10 protein-coding genes are annotated in these 17451 nt (G+C 71.3%); 6 read left to right on the forward strand and 4 right to left on the reverse strand.

Features of this window, described 5'->3' with window-relative positions; all coding sequences use genetic code 11:
* Positions 1-834: septum site-determining protein Ssd (gene ssd / locus B0E53_RS19350; protein ID WP_107077356.1), on the reverse strand; the 834-nt coding region annotated here is incomplete at its 3' end.
* A gap of 530 nt (positions 835-1364) precedes the next feature.
* Between ssd and B0E53_RS19360 the strand changes: the two genes are divergently transcribed.
* Positions 1365-2174, forward strand: coding sequence for an HAD-IB family hydrolase (locus B0E53_RS19360; protein WP_107077358.1), 810 nt, complete (start codon positions 1365-1367; stop codon positions 2172-2174).
* A 24-nt stretch (positions 2175-2198) separates the two neighbouring features.
* Here the strand turns inward: B0E53_RS19360 and B0E53_RS19365 are convergent, their stop codons facing one another.
* Positions 2199-2945, reverse strand: a complete 747-nt coding sequence (locus B0E53_RS19365) for an oxidoreductase (protein WP_107077359.1) — start codon at positions 2943-2945, stop codon at positions 2199-2201.
* Between the two features lie 199 nt (positions 2946-3144).
* Here B0E53_RS19365 and acs point away from each other — a divergent pair, with 199 nt between their 5' ends.
* The 5 genes from acs (at position 3145) to B0E53_RS19390 (ending at position 14662) form a co-directional block, all read left to right on the forward strand.
* Entirely contained in the window at positions 3145-5133 is a 1989-nt protein-coding gene (gene acs / locus B0E53_RS19370; protein ID WP_107077360.1) for an acetate--CoA ligase, read from the forward strand.
* 242 nt (positions 5134-5375) lie between these two features.
* Positions 5376-8168: an immune inhibitor A domain-containing protein gene (locus tag B0E53_RS19375; protein ID WP_107077361.1), complete on the forward strand. Its 2793-nt coding sequence runs from the start codon at positions 5376-5378 to the stop codon at positions 8166-8168.
* 375 nt (positions 8169-8543) lie between these two features.
* Positions 8544-10847, forward strand: coding sequence for an immune inhibitor A domain-containing protein (locus tag B0E53_RS19380; protein WP_107077362.1), 2304 nt, complete (start codon positions 8544-8546; stop codon positions 10845-10847).
* 286 nt (positions 10848-11133) lie between these two features.
* Entirely contained in the window at positions 11134-13560 is a 2427-nt protein-coding gene (locus B0E53_RS19385; protein WP_107077363.1) for an immune inhibitor A domain-containing protein, read from the forward strand.
* A gap of 169 nt (positions 13561-13729) precedes the next feature.
* Complete coding sequence (locus tag B0E53_RS19390) at positions 13730-14662, forward strand: alpha/beta hydrolase (protein ID WP_107077364.1); 933 nt, start codon at positions 13730-13732, stop codon at positions 14660-14662.
* A 1-nt stretch (position 14663) separates the two neighbouring features.
* Here B0E53_RS19390 and B0E53_RS19395 read toward each other — a convergent pair whose 3' ends face one another.
* Together B0E53_RS19395 and B0E53_RS37045 are read right to left on the reverse strand one after the other, a co-directional pair.
* Positions 14664-15029 (reverse strand): hypothetical protein, encoded by a 366-nt coding sequence (locus tag B0E53_RS19395; protein ID WP_107077365.1) that lies wholly within the window; start codon positions 15027-15029, stop codon positions 14664-14666.
* On the reverse strand, positions 15026-17434 hold the full coding sequence (locus tag B0E53_RS37045; RefSeq protein ID WP_246835489.1) for an SseB family protein: 2409 nt from the start codon (positions 17432-17434) through the stop codon (positions 15026-15028). The genes B0E53_RS19395 and B0E53_RS37045 overlap by 4 nt, the downstream gene beginning before the upstream one ends.
* Positions 17435-17451: the final 17 nt, after the last annotated feature.

Below are 17451 nucleotides of genomic sequence, written 5' to 3' on the forward strand. Positions count from 1 at the left end.
CACCTCGCCGGCCCGGAGCCGGCCCGGTGCGGGACCCCGCACGATCACCGCCAGGTCGGCGCAGTGCGGGGCGGCCACGGCGACGACCCGGGCCGCGGCGGCGGTGGCCCGCAGCTCGGCCGGTACGACGATCAGTGCCCGGTCGGCCGCCTGGAGGGCCACCACGGCCGCGTCGTCCAGGTGCCGGGGCAGGTCGAGAACGACCACGTCCCGGCCTCGGCGGGCGGCGTCGACGGTGGCCGCCATCGCCTCGGCCGGTAGGTGCCGCAGCGCGCCCCGGTCCCAGGAGAGAACGACCAGGTCGCCCCGGCTGGGCAGAGCGCGGACCAGCGACGGCGGGTCCACCCGGCCGTCGGTGCCGGTGAGCCCGGGCCAGCGCAGCCCTTCGAGCTGCTCCCAGCCGAGCACGAGGTCGAGGCCGCCCCCGAGCGGGTCGGCGTCCACCAGCAGGGTGCGCAGCCGGGCCCGGGCCGCCGTGACGGCGAGGCCCCCGGCCAGCACGCTGGCGCCGGCACCGCCCCGCCCGCCGAGCACCGCCACGACGCGGGCCGGGCCGCCGCCGGGCAGTTCGTCGGCACACTCGGCGAACCGGTCGACCAGCCAGGGCTCGGCTGCGGGCAGGGTGGCGCGCAGGCACGCCTGTGCCTGGTCGGCACCGACCAGCACCAGCGGCGCCGGCGTCCAGCGGGCCCGGGCGGCGGCGGGATCGGCGGCCAGCTCGACCTCGGTGCCGCCCGCCGCGGCGAGCCGCAGCAGTTCGTCGAGGAGGTCGCCGTCGGCGGTGACGAGCAGGGGCAGCCGACGGTACGGCGGCAGCGGGGTACGGGGCGGCATGGCGGCCTCCAGCGGTCGGACTCGGACGTGCCGCGGAGCAGCCTGCCGGCGGGATCGGCGCACCGGTGCCCGGCCGGGCGGCGCTGTGGACGACGGGGGCGGCTGTGGACAGCCCCCGGCCACCGAGTCGATCTGCTATGGCCGACCCAGAGCCACCGGCCGTCCCTCGGAACACGTTGTCCGAACCCGATCATTCGCCGGAAAGGGACGACCCCCGTCGGGGGGAGACGGGGGTCGTCGTGAGGTTCGGCTCCGGGGGGGTCGAGCCGAACCCACTCAGCGGTCACGGGGGGTGCAACCGCCGAGGGTCCATGTTCTTCGCGGTCGACGGGACGTGAACTCTCGTCGCGAGCACAAGCATGCCGCAATGGACCCTTATACGTCGAGTGGTGTTCACTCCACGCAACGCTAATTTGTGGCCCACAGGTGTGACAGCCGTCACTCTCACGAGTGCGCCTGCCGGACCGGTCGGCTCCGGGAGCCCCCGGGGGACCAGCCGACCGCGCCCCGTCGGGCTAGACTTTCGCGCCGTGGGCCGGAGTGCCGCTTTCTTCGATCTCGACAAGACCGTCATCGCCAAGTCGAGCGCACTGGCGTTCGGTCGGCCGTTCTACCGGGACGGGCTGATCACTCGCCGTGACGTGGTCAAGTCGGCGTACGCGCAGCTGATGTTCCGGCTGGGCGGCACCGACGAGCAGACCATGGCCCGGACCCGGGACTACCTCGCCACGCTCTGCAAGGGCTGGCCGGTGGAACAGGTCCGCCAGATCGTCGCGGAGACGCTGCACGAGCTGATCAACCCCTACGTGTACGCCGAGGCCGCCGCCCTCATCGAGGAGCACCAGGCCGCCGGCCGGGACGTGGTGCTGGTCTCCGCGTCGGGCGAGGAGATGGTCCGCCCCATCGGCGAGTTGCTCGGGGTAACGGACGTGATCGCCACCCGGATGGCGGTGGCGGAGGGCCGCTACAGCGGCGAGGTCGAGTTCTACGCGGCCGGCCCGCGCAAGGTCGACGCCGTCGGCGAACTGGCCCTCGAACGTGGCTACGACCTCGCCGACTCCTACGCCTACTCCGACTCGTACAGCGACCGCCCGCTGCTGGAGTGCGTGGGGCACCCGACCGCGGTCAACCCGGACCGGGCGCTGCGCAGGCTGGCCGTGGAGAACTCGTGGCCGGTGCTGGAGTTCCGGCACCCGGTGCCGCTGGGCCGGCGGCTGCGGGAGCGCCCCGCCGTGCCGGTCGCCGCGGCGGCCCTGGGCGTGGGCGTCGGCGTGGCCATCGGCATCGCCTGGTACGGCCGGCACCGCCGCACCCGCGCCGCCAGCACCCCCACCGGCTGAGGCCGCGCCGAGCAGCGCGGCAGTTCAGGAGGCGGCGAGGATCTCGTCGCCGATGAGCGTGAGCTGCTCCGCGCCGACCTCCACGGCGGCCATGTAGTGGCGCAGCCAGGAGCGCAGCCCGTCGGGGGTGCCGGTGGCGAAGGCGCCGGCCGCACCGACGTACTCGGGCTCCCGCTCCCGGTGGCCGACGTCGACGGCGACCAGCCCACGCGGGTCGAACCCGGTGGAGATCAATACCAGTCGGGCGGCGGCCCGCGCCACGACCCCGGACGGGCCGGCGAAGGGGCGCAGGTTCAGCAGCTCGCCGTGCACCACGGCGGCCAGCACCAGCGGCGGCACCTTCGTGCCCCCGGCCACCAGCCCGGCCAGCCCGTCGAGGCGGGCCGCCACCACCGGGTCGGCCACCGGGCGGCCCAGCTCGGCCTCGGCCACCACGTCGCGGGCCGCGAGCACGTGCAGCCGGGCGAGGGCCTGGCGCGGTGCCTTCGGCCAGAGGTCGCTCAGTCCGGGCAGCGCCCCGGCCACCCGCAGCGCGCCCTGGAGCAGCGGGTCGGTGACCGTGCCCGCGCGTACCTCCTCGCGGTCGTGCACCCGGCCCTCCAGCGCGGCGCTGGCCACGGCCGAGCGGAGGCTGACCTCGGCGGCGACCTGACCGCCCTGGCGGCGCAGCGCGCGGTGCCGGTGGGCCTGGTCGACCCGGTCACGGGCCCGCTCGACGGCGGGCGCGATGTCGGCGAGCGCAAGCAGCGGGGCGAGCGGGTCGGTGGTCACCCCGCCACGCTAGCGATCCCCGCACCCCGCCGGATCGCCAGCCGCCGGGAAGCGACGCGAACCACTCTCCTCGACTGCTCGGCGCGCCCGAAGGGCCATTGGGCGCGTGGCGGGTGACCGGGCGGTCGCGGCGGGGGGTGCGCCGGGACTAACCTCTCCCGGGTAGGAGACGCAGGTCACGCGATGAAGGAGTCACCGCATGAGCGAGGCATTGGCCAACTTGCTGAACGAGACGCGCCAGTTCCCGCCGCCGGCCGAGCTCGCCGCGAACGCCAACGTGACCGCGGACGCGTACGGCGAGGCGGCCGAGGACCGGCTCGCCTTCTGGGAGCGCCAGGCCGGGCGGCTGCACTGGGCCCGGCATTGGGACCATGTGCTCGACTGGTCGAACGCGCCGTTCGCGAAGTGGTTCGTCGGCGGTCAGCTCAACGTGGCGTACAACTGCCTGGATCGGCACGTGGCGGCCGGTCGCGGCGACAAGGTGGCGATCCACTGGGAGGGCGAGCCGGGTGACACCCGCACCGTCACCTACGCGGACCTGCACAAGCTCACCTGCCAGGCGGCGAACGCGCTGACCGAGCTGGGCGTCACGGCCGGCGACCGGGTGGCGATCTACCTGCCGATGATCCCCGAGGCCGCGGTGGCGATGCTCGCCTGCGCCCGGATCGGCGCCACGCACAGCGTGGTCTTCGGCGGCTTCTCGGCCGACGCGCTGACCAACCGGATCCAGGACGCCAGCGCCAAGGTGGTGATCACCGCGGACGGTGGCTTCCGCCGCGGCAAGCCGTCCGCGCTCAAGCCGACTGTCGACGAGGCGGTGGCGAACTGCCCGTCGGTGGAGCACGTGCTGGTCGTCCGCCGCACCGGCGAGGAGGTCGCCTGGTCGGCGAAGGACCACTGGTGGCACGAGACGGTGGAGACCGCCTCGCCGGAGCACGCCGCGCAGCCGTTCGACGCCGAGCACCCGCTGTACATCCTCTACACCAGCGGCACCACGGCCCGGCCCAAGGGCATTCTGCACACCACCGGCGGCTACCTGACCCAGGCGTCGTACACCACGCACGCGGTCTTCGACCTCAAGCCGGAGACGGACGTCTACTGGTGCACCGCCGACATCGGCTGGGTCACCGGGCACTCCTACATCGTCTACGGCCCGCTCTCCAACGGCGCCACCCAGGTCATGTACGAGGGCACCCCGGACACCCCGCACAAGGGCCGGTTCTGGGAGATCGTCGACAAGTACAAGGTCACCATCCTGTACACCGCGCCGACCCTGATCCGCACCATGATGAAGTGGGGCGAGGACATCCCCGCCGGCTACGACCTCTCCTCGCTGCGCCTGCTGGGCAGCGTCGGTGAGCCGATCAACCCGGAGGCGTGGATCTGGTACCGGCAGTACGTCGGCCGGGGCGAGCTGCCCGTCGTCGACACCTGGTGGCAGACCGAGACCGGCGCGATCATGATCTCCCCGCTGCCGGGCGTCACCGAGGCCAAGCCCGGCTCGGCGATGACCGCCCTGCCGGGCATCGTCGCCGACGTGGTGGACGACCAGGGCCAGTCGGTGCCGAACGGCGGTGGCGGCTACCTCGTGCTCCGCGAGCCGTGGCCGTCGATGCTGCGCACCATCTGGGGCGACGACAACCGCTTCATCGAGACCTACTGGTCGCGCTTCGGGGCCGGCGCCAACCACGGGGACGACTGGGTCTACTTCGCCGGCGACGGGGCGAAGAAGGACGACGACGGGCACATCTGGCTGCTCGGCCGGGTCGACGACGTGATGCTGGTGTCCGGTCACAACATCTCCACCACGGAGGTGGAGTCGGCGCTGGTCAGCCATCCGTCGGTGGCCGAGGCGGCGGTGGTCGGCGCGACTGACCCGACGACCGGCCAGGCGATCGTCGCGTTCGCCATCCCGCGCGGCAGCACGGAGATCTCCGGTGAGGCCGGCGAGCGGCTCATCGCCGACCTGCGCAACCACGTGGCCAAGACGCTCGGCCCGATCGCCAAGCCGCGTCAGATCATGCTGGTGCCGGAGCTGCCGAAGACCCGCTCCGGCAAGATCATGCGCCGGCTGCTGCGGGACGTCGCGGAGCACCGGTCGCTCGGCGACGTCACCACGCTCCAGGACTCCTCGGTGATGGACCTGATCTCCTCGGGCATGGGGGCCGGCAAGTCCGACGAGGACTGACGGCAGACGTACCCCTGACGGTGGGTGGCGGTCCGGACGGGCCGCCACCCACCGTCGTTCTGTTGAGACATCTGTCGGAAGTTCGGTGGAGGCTCGGCAGGCTGATCGGCCAGAGGCTATGTCGCCCCCTGTCGACGGGGGCCCCTCTTCGGTTAGGTTCAGCCGCGTCGGACCGGTTCGACGGGCGTCGCTACGACGCGCGACCGGCCGGCTCCCCCTCCCATGCCCTAGAACGGAGCGGCATGCACACATTTCCGCAATCCGGGTCACGCCGACGCATACTCGTCGCGCTGCCCGCCATCGCCCTCGCCGCCGCGTCGCTGACCGTGACCGGCAGCGCGGCCGCCCAGACGTCCGGTGGTGCCCGGGCCACGGTCGGGGCGGACGACTACTACATCAACTACGCCGAGCCGGAGGTCCAGCCGGGCACGCCGGGCAAGGAGGTGAAGGGGAAGGACGGGGTCTACACCAGTCCGGTCGACGCGGCGCGGGCCTACGACCGCAAGTTCGCCGGCGGCAACCCGAAGGCCGCGCGCGAGCTGGCCAAGCTGGAGGCCAAGGCGATCAAGACGGGGAAGAGTCCCCGCCAGATCAAGCAGGCCAAGGGCACCCAGACCGCCAAGCTGCTGACCCTGCTGGTGGAGTTCAACGACAAGGCGAACGACGACTTCACCAACGTGATGGTGCCGAAGACGGTCTTCGAGGACCGGAGCTGTGTCCCCGGCACCGTGCAGAACGGCCCGAAGCACAACCAGATCGCCAACCCGGCCACCCTGCCGCACGAGGACAACAACTCGATGTGGGTGCCGGACTTCTCGCCCGAGCACTACGACAAGATGCTCTACACCAAGGAGGGCATCACCGAGCGGGTCCGCAAGGACCTGACCGGGCCGGACGGGAAGCCGGGCGTCGACATCTCCGGGCGCACCATGCACAACATGTACCTGGAGATGTCCAAGGGCGCGTACACGGTGGACGGGCAGGCCAGCCCGTGGATCACCGTGCCGCACTCGGAGGGCTGGTACGCGGCCTCGCGCTGCTTCAAGGACGAGAACGGCAACTGGGTCGCCGGTCGTGAGCAGTCCATGAACGGCCACCCGGACAACCCGCAGGGCGCCGGCCGACTAGCCACCGACGCGGTGGACGCGCTGGCCAAGATGGACCCGAACTTCCCGTGGGCCGACTACGACATCGAGGACCAGGGCGACGCCGACGGTGACGGCAACGTCAACGAGCCGGACGGCGTGATCGACCACCTGGTGCTGGTGCACGCCAACCAGGGCAAGTCGCGCGGCGGCGGCGACGTGGGCGTCTACTCGGTCTGGGCGCACTCCTCGACGGTGGCCGGCGGCTACACCATCCCGGGCACCAACAAGAAGGTGGCCAACTACATCGTGCAGCCGGAGGACGCCGGCGTCGGTGTGTTCGCCCACGAGTTCGGCCACGACCTCGGTCTGCCGGACCTCTACGACACCTCCGGCAACGCCGACTCGGACGTCGACTTCTGGGACCTGATGGCCTCCGGGTCGCACAGCGGCGAGATCTTCCAGGCGATGCCGACCCACATGGGCCTCTGGGACAAGTGGGTGCTCGGCTGGGCCGACCCGCTGACCCTCAACCCGGGTGACGACCCCCGCGCGGTGCAGCTGGGCCAGACCTCGAACACCCCGGTCGGCACCAAGGACGGCATCAAGATCAACCTGCCGGACAAGGTGATCACCCTGGCGCAGCCGCACAGCGGCAGCAACATGTGGTACTCCGGCGCCGACCAGAACTGGGCGGACGTCAAGCTGAGCCGGACGGTGACCGTCCCGAACGCCGCGGACGCGAAGTTCTGGATGTGGAACAACTACGTCATCGAGGCGGACTGGGACTACGGCTTCCTGGAGGTCTCCACCAACGGCGGCGCCACCTGGTCCGAGCAGAAGGTCTACGACGCCACCGGCAAGCTCGTCACCACCAACGACGGGTACGCCGACCCGAACGGCCGGATGGTCGACTTCGGCAACAAGAAGTACGGCCTGACCGGCAGCACGGGCGGCTGGCGCCACGACTACGTCGACCTGTCCGCGTACGCCGGGCAGACCGTCCAGGTCCGGCTGCGGTACGCCACCGACGAGGCGTTCGTGGAGCGCGGCTGGTTCGCCGACGACTTCTCGGTCACCGGCGGCGGCGCCACCACCTGGAGCGACGACGTCGAGGGCGGCGCCAACGGCTGGACCCAGACCGGCGGCACCTTCACCGACACCACCGGCGCCGGCTGGCACGTCGACTCGGGCACCCAGGTGAAGTCGCACTACTACCTGGCCGAGTGGCGCAACTTCGACGGCTTCGACAAGGGCCTGAAGTACACGTACGACACGGTCTACTCGCACGAGGCGTGGAAGGTCGACCGGGTCTCGTACAACGCCCCGGGCATGCTCGTCTGGTACCGGGACACCGAGCTCGGCGACGTCAACCACGTCACCGGGCAGATGACCGCGCTGCCCAGCTACGGGGCCAAGGGCGGGCTGCTGATCGTCGACTCGCACAACGACCCGCTGCGCCGGCAGGGCGAGGCGGCCGTCAAGGACCCGTCGGTGCTGGACAACCTGCCCAGCCGCCCGCAGTCGTCCAACGCGGCCTTCTCGCTGAACCCGACGTACCCGTTCAAGGAGTGCCTGGAGGCGGCCGACGAGCCGTACAGCGAGTACTGCACCAACTTCGCGGCCCAGGCCCCGGTGTCGGCGTTCAGCGACGCCAAGGGCTGGTACCCGGGCATCGAGATCCGCAACGGCTCCGCGTACGCCCGGGACAACGACGCCTCGGTCGTCATCCCGTCGCGGGGCAACGCGAAGTACACCACCCGGGTGACCAACCCCGACGGCACGCCGGCCACGGCGTACTACGGGGCCACCCTCGGCGGCGGGGCGATCGTGCTCGGCACCGGCAACCCCGGTGACGCGGGCGTCGCGTACGGCGTCTCGATCACCATCAAGCGGGCCGCCAAGGACAACTCGTACGCCACGGTGTACGTGACCCCGGCAACCCCGTGACCTGACACGCCGAGGGCGCGTCGCAATCACACGACGGGGCCCGTCTGGAGCACACTGCTCCGGACGGGCCCCGTCCGTCTTACGCGTTAGCAATTTTCCTCCGCGACGGTGTGACACTTTCGCGGGCTTCTGCGCTCCTCTTTGGGGACCTCATAATCGCCGTCACTCCACGTGATCGTGGCCAAAACGTAATGTGAATCGGCGTCGAATGGCTGAGCGCTTTCGCCCGGAATTGTCCGGGAAAGAAGGCCCGTTCATCGGGTGATTGACCGGTGACAACGATGCCAACACCTGTCATTGTGAGTGACGCATGACATGACAGTGATGGCTTTGGCTGCCTCTGTCATGTAACAGTTCCACAAAGGAGGAGGACCTTTGAGGAGACGAGTCACAGCGGGCCTGGCCTCGGCTGCGGCCGCGCTGCTGGCAGCCGGTGTCGTCACGGCGCCGGCGTCCGCCGCCCCGGCGGCGGAGCCCACCCCCGGTGCCGACAAGGCGAAGCACGGCAAGGACAACCTGCCCGATCCCAAGGCGGATCAGCAGCGAGAGGTCAAGAAGCAGGCGATCTCCGACCTGTTGAAGGGCAAGGCCAAGCTTCAGACGCGCAACGGCTCGAAGGTCATCCAGGTCAAGGACGACCTGTTCGTCGAGTACCAGCAGGCCCCGAAGACCGATCCGATCTTCACCATGCTGGTCAACTTCGGCGACAAGACCGACCCCCGCACCGGTGGAGCTGCCGGTCCGGTGGTCAACCAGATCCCCGAGCCGGACCGCAACTGGGACGGCAGCTCCACCGACGACAACAGCACCCTGTGGCGCTCGGACTTCCACCGCGAGCACTACATGGACATGTTCTACGGTGAGGGCGAGTCGTTCCGGGACTTCTACCTCAAGCAGTCCGGCGGCCGGTACACCGTCAGCGGTGACGTCAGCGACTGGATCACCGTTCCCTACAACGAGGCCCGGTACGGCAGCAACGCCATCTCCGAGGCCGACGGCTACTGGAACTTCGTCAAGGACACCGCCACGTCCTGGTACGACACCCAGGTCAAGGCCGGCAAGACGCCGCAGCAGATCAAGGACTACCTGGCCCAGTTCGACATCTGGGACCGGTACGACTTCGACGGCGACGGCAACTTCAACGAGCCCGACGGCTACATCGACCACTTCCAGGCGGTGCACGCCGGCGAGGGCGAGGAGGCCGGCGGCGGCGCCCAGGGCGAGGACGCCATCTGGTCGCACCGCTGGGCGGCGTTCCCCAACCTCGAGGGCAAGGCCGGCCCGTCCGGCAACCTCGCGGGTGGTGTGCAGATCGGCGACACCGGGATGTGGATCCGTGACTACACCACGGAGCCGGAGAACGGCGGCCTCGGCGTCTTCGCCCACGAGTACGGTCACGACCTCGGTCTGCCGGACCTGTACGACACCGCGGGTGGCGACAACGGCGTCGGCTTCTGGAGCCTGATGTCCTCGGGTTCGTGGCTGAGCCACGGCACCAACGACATCGGTTCGACCCCGGGCTACATGGACCCGTGGTCGAAGCTCTTCCTGGGCTGGCTGAACCACACCACGGTCGACTACGGCAAGGGCAGCACCCAGGTGACGCTCGGCCCGGCCGGTGACAGCGACGGGCCGAAGGCCCAGGCTGTCGTGGTCAACCTGCCCGCGCAGACCCAGACCACGAACTACAACACGCCGTTCGGCGGGTCGTACGAGTGGTGGGGCGGCAGCGCGGACGACCTGAACACCACGCTGACCCGCACCCTGGACCTGACCGGCACGACCTCCGCGTCGATCACGGTGAAGGCCCAGTGGGACATCGAGGAGGACTACGACTACCTCTACGCCGAGGTGTCGACGGACGGTGGCGCCACCTGGTCCTCCCTGCACAACTCGCTGATCGACGCCGGCGAGACCGGTGTCGACGGCTCCACCAGCGGCAACTGGGTCGACCTGACCTACGACCTGTCGGCGTACGCCGGCAAGAGCGTGACGTTCCGCTACCGCTATGCCACCGACGGCGGCGTGCACCTGGCCGGCCCGTTCCTGGACAACGTCTCGCTGACCAAGAACGGCTCGGTCGCCTGGACCGACGACGCGGAGACCCTGGCCGCGGAGTGGACCGCCAAGGGCTGGACCCGGATGGGCGGCTCCGTGACCGACAGCTACCCCCGCTTCTACATCGCCGAGAACCGGACGTACTTCGGTTACGACGACACGCTGCGGACCGGTGGCTACAACTACGGGTTCGCCAGCCGTCCGAACTGGGTGGAGCGCTTCTCGAACCAGCCCGGCCTGCTGGTCTGGTACGTGAACTACGCGTACGGCGACAACAACACGTCGCAGCACCCGGGCTACGGCCTGAACCTGCCGGTCGACGTTCGGCCGGGCAAGATCCAGGTCGGCAACCAGGGCAACATCACCAACCGGCGCAACGGCTACGACGCCACGTTCAGCCTCTACGCCAAGCCGGCGCAGACCTTCCACAGGAACGACGTGGCGGTCACGGTGCCTCGGCTCGACCCGGTCCCGGTGTTCACCGACAGCGGGGTCAACAAGTACTGGAACAGCAACAACCCGTGGAACTCGGTGAAGGTCGCCGGCACCGGCACCAAGATCGAGATCCTGCAGCAGGGCACCACCCCGACCAGCGACATGGTCGTCAAGGTCACCAACTGATCGGGTAGCACCAGACACAAAGGGGCCGGTGGCGGCGACGCCACCGGTCCCTTTCGCGTACCCCGAAACCTTTCGCCCCAGCTCAACCCAGCCGATCGACCGATCCTGATGTGACGGTGAGGAGCGTTCCCATCAAAAAGTTGCTACAAATCGACGTGCCTGTCTTCCCACGCGTCACGGGAGTGTTTATCTTCACCAGTGGTCCCACAAGTGGGACCTTCCACCGGCCCGTACCCCCGTAGGGCCGGTTCCCTCACACCGGAGGTACCACGTGCGCAAAGTCGCAGTGGGTCTGCTCGGGCTTTCGCTGACGGCAACGGGACTGGTGGCGGGCACGGCCGCCAGCGCCGCGCCGGCACCGAAGCTGCCGGCTGCCGCTCCGGCGGCGGCCGAGCCGCAGGCCCCTCACGATCTGCCGGACAAGCTCGAGGACAAGCGGCGGGCACTCCGCCAGGAGGGCCTCAGCGAGGTCCTGTCCGGCCGGGCCAAGGCCCAGAAGATCAACGGCAGCACCGTCGTCAAGGTCGGCGAGACCGCCGGCGGCGCGGCGGCGGCGGCCGGCGCCCGGACCGCCAGCAACAAGGCGGGCAAGAAGGACCAGTACGTCGAGCTGGCCCGGGAACGGACCGACAAGATCTTCGTGATCCTCGCCGAGTTCGGCGACGAGCGCGACCCGGCCTACCCGGACAAGGACACCAACCCGGACATCGCTGGCCCGACCGGATTCGACGGTCCGCGGCACAACGAGATCCCGGCCCCCAACCGGGCGGTGGACAACTCCACCGTCTGGCAGCCCGACTACAGCCCGGAGTACTTCCGCCAGCTGTACTTCGGGACCAAGCCGGGCGACGAGTCGCTCAAGCAGTACTACGAGGCCCAGTCGTCCGGCCGCTACACGGTCGACGGGCAGGTCACCGACTGGGTGAAGGTCAAGTACAACGCCGCCCGGTACGGCCGCTCGGACGACCCGAAGGCCGACGACGACCCGACGGGCGACCCGGCGGTCTGCGCGGACAACGTCTGCCCGAACACCTGGGACCTGATCCGCGACGCCGCCAACCAGTGGGTCGCCGACCAGAAGGCCAAGGGCCGCACCGACGCCCAGATCAAGGCCGACATGCAGTCGTTCGACCAGTGGGACCGGTTCGACTACGACGGCGACGGCAACTTCAACGAGCCGGACGGCTACATCGACCACTTCCAGATCGTCCACTCCGGCGGCGACCAGGCCGACGGTGACCCGCACCAGGGTGAGGACGCCATCTGGAGCCACCGCTGGTCGGCGTACAACACCTCCCGCGTCGGTCCGCCGAACTTCCCGATCGGCGGCACCCAGATCGGCAACACCGGCGTCTGGATCCGCGACTACACGATCCAGCCGGAGAACGGTGGCCGCAGCGTCTTCTACCACGAGTACGGCCACGACCTCGGCCTGCCGGACGACTACAACAACATCAACGGCGGCGACAACAACAACGAGCACTGGACCCTGATGGCCCAGAGCCGGCTCGGCGGCAAGAACGACCAGGGCATCGGCGAGCGCGGTGGCGACCTCGGCGCCTGGAACAAGCTCCAGCTCGGCTGGCTCGACTACGAGGTGGTCAAGGCCGGGCAGAAGCGCACCCTGGACCTGGGCCCGGAGGAGTACAACTCCAAGAAGGCGCAGGCCGCGGTCGTGGTGCTGCCACAGCGGGAGTACACCTTCCAGTACGGCGCTCCGTTCGAGGGCACGAAGCAGTACTTCTCCGGTAACGACGACGACCTGAACAACACCATGACCAGGACGCTCGACTTCACCGGGAAGACCTCGGCGGCGCTGTCCATGAAGGGCCGCTTCAACATCGAGACCGGCTACGACTACCTCTTCTTCGAGGCGTCGACGGACGGCGGCAAGACCTGGAACGCGCTGAACGGCACGGTCAACGGCAAGCCGATCCCGCCGGTGTCCAACACCGACCCGACGCCGGGTCTGACCGGCAGCAGCGCGGGCAAGTGGGTGGACATCAACATCCCGATGGACTCGCTGGCCGGCAAGGTCGCGCAGTTCCGGTTCCACTACGTCACCGACGGTGGCGTGGCCTCGGGCGGCTTCTTCGGTGACGCCATCACCGTGACCGCCGACGGCCAGACCCTGCTCAGCGACGGCGCCGAGACCGGTGCCGGAGACTGGACGCTCGCCGGCTGGACCATCGCCGAGGCGACCTACACCCGGCTCTTCGACAACTACTACATCGCCGGCAACCGGTCGTACGTCTCGTACGACAAGTACCTGAAGACCGGCCCGTACTACTTCGGCTACGCGAACACCCGCCCGGACTACGTGGACCACTACGCGTACCAGGAGGGTCTGCTGATCTCGTACTGGAACCTCCGGTACGCGGACAACGACACGTTCGAGCACCCGGGTGAGGGTCGTAACCTCTACATCGACGCGCACCCGCGGCCGATCTACAACCTGACCGGCGCCCCGTGGCGGGCCCGCGTCCAGGTCTACGACGCGCCGTTCAGCCTGAAGAAGGCGGACTCGTTCACGCTGCACATCAACAGCCAGCCGCAGTACATCCGTGGCCAGGCCGCGCAGCCGCTGTTCGACGACACCCAGCAGTACTGGTACCCGGAGCTGCCGAACCACGGCGTCAAGCTCCCGGCCACCGGCGTCAAGATCAAGGTTCTCCAGCAGAACGGCACCGCGATGAAGGTGCGCATCTCCTGAGCCGCCGATCACCGCTACACCCCGCGATGCCCGGGCAGGTCACCTGCCCGGGCATCGCCCTTTCCGGCGGCCGGGCCGGCCGCGGCCCGTCCGGTGCCGTCCCGGAGAATCCCCTGATCCTCGCCACCTGCGGGGCCGCCCGCGCCCCGTTCGCCCTAGGCTGTGCCCCATGACCGACCAGCGCGGCGGACCCGTCGATGAGTCCTGTGTCCTTCCCGAAGGGCCGTGGACGCACCGGTTCGTCGGCGCCAACGGCAGCCGCTTCCACGTCGTCGAGGCCGGCACCGGCCCCATGGTGCTCTTCCTGCACGGCTTCCCCGAGTACTGGTACGCCTGGCACGAGATGCTGCCGGCGGTCGCCGACGCCGGCTTCCGCGCGGTCGCGGTCGACCTGCGCGGCTACGGCGCGAGCGACAAGCCACCCCGGGGGTACGACGGCTACACCCTCGCCGCCGACGTCGCCGGGCTGATCCGGGCCCTCGGCGAGCGGTCGGCGACCCTGGTGGGCAGCGGCGCCGGCGGCCTCATCGCCTGGACCGCCGCCTCGTTCCACCCCGCCCTGGTGCGGCGGCTCGTGGTGCTCGGCGCACCGCACCCGCTCCGGCTCCGGGCCGCCATCTTCGCCGACCCCCGCGGCCAGTTCACCGCGTCCACGCCCACGCTGAAGTTCCAGCTCCCCCGCTACGAGCACGTGCTGACCCGCGACGACGCCGCCGAGGTGGAGTCGATGCTGCGCCGGTGGGGCGGACCGCGCTGGGTGAACGGCCCCGACTTCGACGCGTACGCCCGGTGCTGCCGGGTGGCCATGCAGATCCCGCAGGCGGCGTTCTGCGCGATGGAGGGCTACCGCTGGGCGTTCCGGTCGGTACTGCGGCTGCACGGCTACCGGTTCGTCCGGCTGATGCAGAAGCCGCTCACCACCCCGACCCTCCAGCTGCACGGCGCGCTCGACCGCGCCTCACTGCCCCGCACCGCCCAGGGCTCCGGCCGCTACGTCACCGCCCCCTACGAGTGGCGGCTGCTCGACGGGGTGGGCCACTTCCCGCACGTGGAGGCCCGGGACCTCGTCCTCGGCGAGATCCTGCGCTGGACGAAGTCCTGACTCAGACCCGCTGCTCGCGCAGGTCGGTCACCTCGTTCGCGGGCGCCCAGCCCTGGTAGACGCCGAAGTCGAACGCCTCCAGCCCCATCTTCTGGGCCACCGGCCAGCGGCCCCCGGTGTACTCCACACGCAGCCAGCCGTCGTGCTCGGCCAGCACGATGAACGGCTGCCCCTGCCAGGTGCAGGTGGTCCGCACGTACGCCAGGTCCTCGACCTCGGCGGCCGGCACCACCCGGACGTGCCGGCCGGGGCGTACCTCGGTGAAGCCCTCGCCCGGCTCCGGCTGGTACAGGCGGACGTCGCCGCCGTCCGGGCTGGCCTGGTACTCCCGGCCCCGCCAGCGGGCCACGTAGCCGTCGCGGGTCACCCGTCATCCGCCTTGACCCAGAGCAGCGCGTCGGTGTCCAGCACGGCGACCACCCGCTCGCTGCGATCCGCGCCGATCCGCCACAGCTCGGCGCCGTGCGGCAGCCGGGCACTGTCCACCTTGAACTCGGCGACCACGTCGCTGCTCTCCCCCGGGGCGAAGCCGTTGCCGCGGAACGGGGGCCGCTCGATCACCCAGCCCTCCATCGCCCGCATCGCGCCCTCGTTCTGCCCGCCATAGGGGATCCGGTAGAGGCTCGGCCGGTAGGCCGGCCAGCGCAGCACGTAGATCTCCTCGGCGTCGCGGGAGAACGGCGAGCCGGGGTGGCCGAGACCGAGCGCGTCGTACAGCTCGGCCGGAGTGCTGAGGTGGGCCAGCTCGCCGGCCCGGTGCACGAAGCCGGAAACCCGGTCGTAGCCGCGCTCCAGGTAGTAGGCGAGCTGGCTCGGGGCGATCGCCTTCTGCATGGTCACCGGGCGGGTCGGGTCCACCGCCGGCGGGGCGGGCCGGGGCTCGGCCGCCGGCACCGGTGCGGTGGCGGGCGGCTCCGGCTCGGTCTCCGGGTCGTCGCCCAGCCCCACCTCGGCGGCCCAGTTGGCCAGCGCGAGAACCTGCTCCCCCGGGTACGTCGCCCCGACCGGGGTGCCCGGGTTCACCGCGAACGACCAGCTCACGTCCGGCCAGCGGCGGATGAGCTGGACGAACTTGACCCGTACCGTCTCGGTCGGGCCGCCGGCCCGGTCCGCCAGCCGCTCGGGCGAGGTGTAGACCACCACGTACGTCCCGCCGTCGATCTGCTCCGTGCACCAGACGAAGCCGGGGTCGCCCGGTCGGCTGCCCGCCACCGAGTCGGCGGCGACCGGCAGCAGCACCCGGGCCAGCAGCAGGGTGGTGAGGAAGCTGTCCGTGCTGCCACTGCCGGCCGCGCTGAGCAGCTCCTCCTCCACCTCGTTCGCCGGCACGAAGTCGGCTTCCCGGGCACCGTCGACCGGGGACGGAGCGGCGGCGGCGACGTCGGCCGTCGGCTTCTCCGGCGGCACGGGCCCGGCCGCGGCGGCGGGCGCGAACACCGACGTGGTCGGCTCGTCCGCGGCGGCGGTCGGCGCGAACAGCGACGTGGTCGGCTCGTCCGCGGCGGCCGGCGTGAACAGCGACGTGGTCGGCTCGTCCGCGGCGGCCGGCGTGAACACCGACGTGGTCGGCTCGTCCGCAGCGGCGGTCGGCGCGAACAGCGGCACGTCCGGGGGCGCGGGCGGCTCGAACAGCGGCGCGGTCAGCTCATCTTCCGGTCCGGCAGGGGTGAACAGCGACGGGCGCGGGTCGTCGGCCGGTCCCGGCCGGCCCGGCGTGGGCCGGTCGAACAGCGGCACGGTCGGCTCGGCCGGCGTGTCGACGGGCATCTCCCCGGAGGGCACGGCCCGCCCTGGCCGGAGATCGGAGGACCCGGCGGCGGCACGATCGGGGGCCGGCGACGTGGGTGGGTCGACCCTCAGCGGCACGGTGGGGTCGGTGGGCCCGGCCCAGGGCGCCGCCGTGCCGCCGTCGCCCGGGGACGCCGCCGGCACCATCGCGGAGGCGGCGGCGGGCAGCGTGGGCACCGGGTACGGCGCGGGCTCCGCCGGCTCGGTCAGCTCGCGGGACTCGATGACGGTGCCCTCGATGACGATCGGGGTGAAGCCCCGACGCGACACGGGCGGGCCGGACACCGGCTCGGCGATCGACGGCGGAAGCTCCTCGGCCTCGGCGAGGTCGACCGGGCCGGGGATCGGCTGGGTCGGGTCGTCCGGTACCGGGTCGTCGCCGGTGCCGGGGCGCCGCCGGGGCAGCGCCTGGGTGGTCTCCCCGGCCGGGGCGGCGGGCCGGAACGGCCGGGCCGGTTCCGCGGGCCGGCTCGCCGGGGTCGGTTCGGCGGAGTCCACCCGGAACGCCTGCGTCGGGTCCTCCGGCACCGGCTCGTTCAGCGGCCGCCGGCGCGGGAACGGCTGGCCGCCACCGGCGAACCGGGAGGGCGCCGCCGCCCGCTCCGTGCCGCGGCGCGGCGTGTCCAGCGGCGACTGCCGCCGGGGCGAACGGCCGGGGGTGGGCTCGAAGAAGGACCGGGCGGGTGGCGGCGCGGGTTCGGCCGACCGGCCATTGGCCGGGCCGGAGCGGCCGGCGTCGCCGAACGGATCCGACTCGTCGGGACGCCGACGCAGGTCGGTGAGCCAGCCGGCGAGATTGTCCGCGCCCGGCCCGGTGCGGGCCGGATCGGCGGGGGCGGGCCGCGCGTCGTCGGGTGCGTAGCGGCCGAGCGGGCGGGCCGGACGGCCGTTCGCCGGGTCCGGGCGGCGGGACGGCGGTGGGGCGGGCGGGTCGGCCGCGCCGGGGACGGTGGCCGGGGTGCTCGGGGCGGGAACGGTCGGGATCGGGACGGTCGACGCCT

It is taken from the genome of Micromonospora sp. MH33, assembly GCF_003013775.1.
GTDB lineage: Bacteria > Actinomycetota > Actinomycetes > Mycobacteriales > Micromonosporaceae > Micromonospora > Micromonospora fulviviridis.